Genomic DNA, 5,628 nt, shown 5'->3' on the forward strand with positions numbered 1-5,628 from the left:
GGGGGCCCCGGCTTTTGGGGGCGGGGGGGCGGCAAACCGCCCGCCCCCCCCCCACCCCGCCCGCGCCTCAAAGGGGCGGGGGGGGGGGGGGGGGGGCCCAACCCCCCCCCCCCCCCCCCCGCCGTCCGGCTCACACGACAACCCTCGGGGGGCGGTCGCATGCGACGGCGCAACCATGCCGCGATCCTGCTCGTCGCGGCGGCCCTGACCGCCGTGACGGCGTGTCAGGACGACGGCTCGAAGGCGGAGTCCGCGGCCGGCGCCACGGCCGCGAACACGGCACAACCGGCATCGGGCGGCGACGCGGTCGACCCGCTGGACAACGAGGACGGCACCAAGCCCGGCCTCGCGCCGTTGACCTCGGCGGCCGACCTGGCCCGGGCCCGGGCGCTGATCGACCGGGTGCAGACGAAGGGGCGCGGCCCGAAGACCGGCTACGACCGGGAGAAGTACGGCCCGGCCTGGAGCGACGCGGTCAGCGGCGTGCCGTTCGGCGGCAACGACTGCGGCACCCGCGATGACATCCTCAAGCGGGACGGCCGGGCGACCCGGTGGCGGGACAGGAAGGGCTGCGTCGTGGAGACGATGACGCTGCCCGACCCGTACTCCGGCAAGGACATCACCTTCACCAAGGCCAAGGCGTCGGCGATACAGATAGACCACGTGGTGCCGTTGAGCGCGTCGTGGCAGATGGGCGCCGCCCAGTGGGACGCCGACAAGCGCCGCCGACTGGCCAACGACCCGCTGAATCTGCTGGCCGTCGACGGCCCGATCAACGGCGGCAAGGGCGACTCGAGCCCGGCGACGTGGCTGCCACCGAACAAGGCGGTGCGCTGCTCCTACGTGGTGCGGTACGCGCAAGTGTCGATCAAGTACGAACTGCCGGTGACGGACGCGGACAAGGCGGCGATGTCGGCGCAGTGCGGGGGGTGACGGCGGTCGGGCCCGGGTCGGCTCGGCCTATGGGCACAGGACGACCTTGCCGAGATTGGCGCGTGCCTCGATCACCTCGTGCGCCTTCGCCGCGTCCGCGAGCGCGAACGTGCCGTGCACGACGACCCGGAGCCGGCCCGACAGCGCCAGGTCCCAGAGCTCGTGCCGGTGCCGCTCGTACGTTTCGGGGAACGCGGTGGAGAAGCGGGCCATCGACATCCCGGTGATCGTCCGCGCGCCGGCGAGCAGTTCCCACGCCGGCACCGTCCCACCGCCGGAGTTGAAGAAGACGAGCCGGCCGAACGGCGCGAGCGCGGCCACCGCGCGCGGCAACACCTCGCCGCCGACGCCGTCGAGCACCACGTCGACCGGTTCGCCCCACGACGCGTCGGCGTAGGACACCACCTCGTCGACCCCGAGCCCGCGCAGGAAGTCGGCCTTGTCGAGCGAGCCCACGGCCGCCACCACCCGGCTCGCGCCGCGCGTGCGGGCCAGCTGTACGGCCAGATGACCGGCCCCGCTCGCGGCACCGGTGACCAGCACCGACCGTTCCTCGACCGCACCGGCCGAGGTCAGCGCGGCGAGCGCGACATGCCCGCCGCGCACCAGCGCGACCGCGTCCACGGCACCGGCGGCGGCGGGGATGTGCGACGCGGTGAACACGGGGGCGAGGGCGAAATCCGCGTAGGCGTCGGCGAACGAGATGGCCACCACCCGATCGCCGACCGCGAATCCGGTCACGTCCGGCCCGATCGAGGCCACCTCGCCGGCCACGTCCCCGCCGAACACCCCGGGCAGCGGCAACCCGCCCTCGCGCACCTTGCGCACACTCGGCAGGCCCACCCCGATCGCCTCGGTCCGGATCAGCAGCTCACCCGGCCCGGGTTCGGGTATCTCGGCGTCCGGCACCTCCTCCAGGCAGAGCACGTCCGGACCACCATTGCGGTAATAGCGAACACGACGCATGCGCGCATCCTCCGGGTATCGAAAATCATGGGAATGCCCAACGAAAACCGTGGGTGAGCCCAACGGTATGCAATGATCGTGGGAAAGTCCAACGATTCTCCGGATAGGCTGCGCCCATGGTCGACAAGCTGCCCGCCCCCGCCCGGATCCGCGCCCTACCCAGCTGGCTGCTCGGCCGCGCCGCCGCACACGGCCGCGGCCTGGTCCGCGAGGCGCTGGCCGGCGACGGCATGCCGATGCTGCACCACCTGGTGCTGATCGCGGTCCGGGAGTACGGCCCGGTCGCCCAGGCCGAACTCGCCCGCGCCGTTGCCATCGACCCCAAGGACATGGTCGCGATCCTGAACTCCCTCCAGGCCGACGGCCTGGTCACCCGCACCCCCGACCCGCACGACCGACGCAAGAACGCGATCGCCGCCACCCCCGCCGGCGAACACCGCCTGGCCCGGCAGGAACCCCTCGTGGACGCCGCGATGGACGACCTGCTCGCCCCCCTGACCGCCGCCGAGCGAGCTACCTTCACCGCCCTGCTCACCCGCGTCGTCGCCGCGGCCGACCCCGATGCGCCGACCGTGTCGTAGGGTCCGCGCATGCCCTCAGGCACCTACTCCTTCCACGACCCGCACGACGGCACCCCCCTGGGCGAGGAACGCTTCTCCTGCGCCCCCGGCCCGATCGGCTGGCGCTACACCGGAAGCGGCATCGACCTGACCCTCGACGCGCGGGGCCGCCCGGTGCGCCTGGAGGTGCTCGCGGGTGGCTGGCGCGTCCGCGGCGGCGCGACCGCGGTGGCCGGCGCACCCGGCGTGGTGTGGCTGCGGGCCGCGGCCGACCCGTCGGTGGACGCGCCCGCGACCGAGGCCGAGGCCCGCGCCGTCGGCTTCACGGGCCGCTCGCCCGCCTTCCTGATCGCGACCGCCACGCTGCTGAACCTGACCGTCGGCGACTCGGCCCGGCTGCGCCTGATCGCGCTGACCGAACCGGTCCTGGCCGCCCGCACGGTGGACCAGTCCTGGACCCTGGCCACGATCGAGACCCACGACGGCCTGACCGTCGAACGCTACGAGGTCGACGACCTCGCCACCGGCGAACGCGCCACGATCCACCTGAGCGGCGACGTGGTCCTGGCCGCCCCGGGCATCGAACTCGAAGCCCTCGACACACCGCCGAACCGGCGGATCACGATGGGGGGGTGAAGCCGGGGGGTGTGGGGGTGGGCGCGGATGTGGGCTCGGACGCGGGCTTGGGGGTGGACGTCGGCCCGGGGGCGGGCGTCGGCTCGGGCGCGGGCGTCGGCTCGGGCGCGGGCGTCGGCGCCTGCGAGCCCGGTGCCGATGGGATCGGCGGGATCAGCGGTGCGGAGCCGGGCGCCGGCGGCGCCGCGTTCCCGGTGGCGTACCCGCCGACGGCGGACGCGTGCCGCTCCCAGTCCCGACGCTGGCGCTCGGCGAGTACGGCGGCCAGGTACACCACCGGATGCATCCCGGGCGGCGGCCCGACCCCGATCCGTTGCGCGGTGTCCCCGGTCAGCCGCTCGGCGAGCGACGCGGCTATCGCCGGATCCAATTGGTCCCGCCGGGACAGGTATTGCCGAATGGCAAGGGCGAGATCATCGGACAGCCCGGACAATTCGATCCCGGTCGCCCACGCCGAGGCGGCCGGATGCAGCGGCAGCGGCAGTTGCCGCACCCCCGGAGTGCGCTCCCGCACCACGAATGTCCCGGCCGCCATGTCCCCGAGCCGCTTGCCGTTCGTCGAGGCCATCGAGGAGAACACCGCACCACACCCGAACGTGGTCCAGAAATCCACGAAGAACCCGAGCAGCGCCCGCACCAGCGCGTGCCGGAACCGAATCGGCCCACCGTCGTCGCGCACCACCCGAAGCCCGAGCGCCAACTTCCCGAGGGAGCGCCCATGACTCGCGGTCTCCCAGGTGACCGGCCAGCCGATCACCACGAGCACGACGATCGTCAACGTCAACGCCGCCGCGAGCGCACCGTCGTCGACGGGCACCGCCAGCGAGACCAGCCACACCACCGCCAACAACAGGGCGACCTGCGCCGCGAGGTCGATCACCATCGCGATCGCCCGACTGGGCAGCCGCGCCGGGCGCAGGTCGAGCGCGACCGCTTCTCCCGTGACGAGCTCGGACACGGCCACCTCCAGTGTGTGCGTCGATGTCGCTCCCAGAGAGGATGCACCGTATGGATGTCGACGTCTTCGTCGCGGTACACCGCCACGAGTGGGAACGCCTGGAACAACTGACCCGCAGGCGCCGCCGCCTGTCGGGACCCGAGGTGGACGAGCTGGTGACGCTGTACCGCCGCACGGCCACCCACCTGTCGACGATCCGCTCCGCCGCGCCCGACCCCGTACTGGTCGGCCGGCTCTCCACCCTCACGGCCCGGGCCCGCTCGGCGGTCACCGCCCCGCGCACGCCGGCCTGGCGCGACGCGACACTCTTCCTCACCGTTCGATTCCCGGTCGCGGTCTACCGCAGTCGCCGCTGGTGGGGGACGACGGCCGTGGCCTTCCTCGTGGTGGCGTCACTGATCGCCGCCTGGGTCGCCCACGACCCGGCGGTCCGCGATTCGGTCGGCGCGCCGGACCAGATCCGCGAGCTGACTCGCCCCGGCGGCGACTTCGAGACCTACTACTCCAGCGCCCCCGCGAGCTCGTTCGCCGCCCAGGTGGCCACGAACAACGCGTGGGTGACGGCCGGCTGCCTGGCCCTGGGCATCCTGCTCGGCCTGCCGGTGCTGTTCATCGTGTTCAGCAACGCGATGAACGTCGGCATCTCGGCGGGCCTGATGGCCGACGCGGGCCGCCTCGACGTCTTCTTCGGCCTGATCACGCCACACGGCCTACTCGAACTCACCGCCGTGTTCATCGCGGCCGGCGTGGGCCTGCGCCTGGGCTGGACCGTCATCGACCCCGGCCCCCGAACCCGCGCCAAGGCGATCGCCGAGGAGGGCCGAATCGCCCTGGGCATGGCGGTCGGCCTGGCCCTGGTCCTGGTCGTCTCCGGCATCATCGAGGCCTTCGTGACCCCGTCCGGCCTACCGACCTGGGGCAGGATCACGATCGGGGCGACGGTCGAGGCGGTGTTCCTGGCGTACGTGGTGATCCTGGGCCGCCGGGCCGAATTCGCCGGAGAGCAGGGGGATGTGGCATCCTCGGACGTCGCGGACGAACTGCCGATGATCGCTTGATCAGGTGATCTTGACAGCCCACCGACCGCACACGTAGATTCGAAGGGTTGTCGCGAAGTTGTCCAACGACGCGACAGTCTGGTAGTCTCTGCCAGAGCCGAGCGGGGCGTCCGTCAAGGATTGCACTCCTGCCGCAAGCATCACCATCGAATTTCTCGATCATCGGTCGCGTTCATTCGCGACGAGTTCGGCTATTTGCTGTTCTTGTGCATGTGGATTCTGGAATTCCCAATCGGCGCCGGAGTACCGGCGGAAACGGGTTACCGAATCTGCTAGGCTCCACGAGCCGGAAGCCGAAGGAACGAAAGTCCCGAAGGCGGAAAGCAACAGCAGGAACGGACGAAAAGCGGGTCGGAAGATCTGCTAGAGTCTGAAAGGCGGAAAGCGCGGGAACGCGCCGGACGCCGAAAGCGAGGAAAGCGAAGCGGCCGAAACGGTGTGCTAAGCTGGAGACGCGAAAGCGAAACAAGAGAAACACAAAAGCAACACAAACCGAACGTCAAACGCCCGGAGGGCG

At 71.8% G+C, this 5,628-nt stretch carries 6 protein-coding genes; 4 read left to right on the forward strand and 2 right to left on the reverse strand.

The genetic code is table 11. The features are described 5' to 3' along the window. The first annotated feature begins 159 nt into the window (after window positions 1-159). A complete protein-coding gene (locus ACFXKZ_RS14175; RefSeq protein ID WP_379999963.1) occupies window positions 160-933 on the forward strand; it encodes an HNH endonuclease family protein in 774 nt (257 codons plus the stop codon). Between the two features lie 27 nt (window positions 934-960). Here ACFXKZ_RS14175 and ACFXKZ_RS14180 read toward each other — a convergent pair whose 3' ends face one another. Continuing rightward, complete coding sequence (locus tag ACFXKZ_RS14180; RefSeq protein ID WP_379999965.1) at window positions 961-1,899, reverse strand: zinc-binding alcohol dehydrogenase family protein; 939 nt, start codon at window positions 1,897-1,899, stop codon at window positions 961-963. Between the two features lie 116 nt (window positions 1,900-2,015). On the opposite strand from ACFXKZ_RS14180, the gene ACFXKZ_RS14185 reads away from it, so the two are divergent. Next, the gene (locus ACFXKZ_RS14185) at window positions 2,016-2,480 is read left to right on the forward strand and encodes a MarR family winged helix-turn-helix transcriptional regulator (RefSeq protein WP_379999967.1); all 465 of its coding nucleotides are present in this window, start codon (window positions 2,016-2,018) and stop codon (window positions 2,478-2,480) included. Between the two features lie 9 nt (window positions 2,481-2,489). Then, entirely contained in the window at window positions 2,490-3,095 is a 606-nt protein-coding gene (locus tag ACFXKZ_RS14190) for a hypothetical protein (protein WP_379999969.1), read from the forward strand. Here the strand turns inward: ACFXKZ_RS14190 and ACFXKZ_RS14195 are convergent. Beyond that, the gene (locus tag ACFXKZ_RS14195; RefSeq protein WP_379999971.1) at window positions 3,079-4,053 is read right to left on the reverse strand and encodes an RDD family protein; all 975 of its coding nucleotides are present in this window, start codon (window positions 4,051-4,053) and stop codon (window positions 3,079-3,081) included. The two genes, ACFXKZ_RS14190 and ACFXKZ_RS14195, sit on opposite strands and share 17 nt — an antisense overlap. A gap of 50 nt (window positions 4,054-4,103) precedes the next feature. Between ACFXKZ_RS14195 and ACFXKZ_RS14200 the strand changes: the two genes are divergently transcribed. Further along, window positions 4,104-5,111 carry a stage II sporulation protein M gene (locus tag ACFXKZ_RS14200; RefSeq protein ID WP_379999973.1) on the forward strand — a complete coding sequence of 336 codons (1,008 nt, stop codon included), beginning with the start codon at window positions 4,104-4,106 and terminating at the stop codon, window positions 5,109-5,111. Window positions 5,112-5,628 lie beyond the last annotated feature (517 nt).

The organism is Embleya sp. NPDC059237 (genome assembly GCF_042754105.1).
Classification (GTDB): domain Bacteria; phylum Actinomycetota; class Actinomycetes; order Streptomycetales; family Streptomycetaceae; genus Embleya.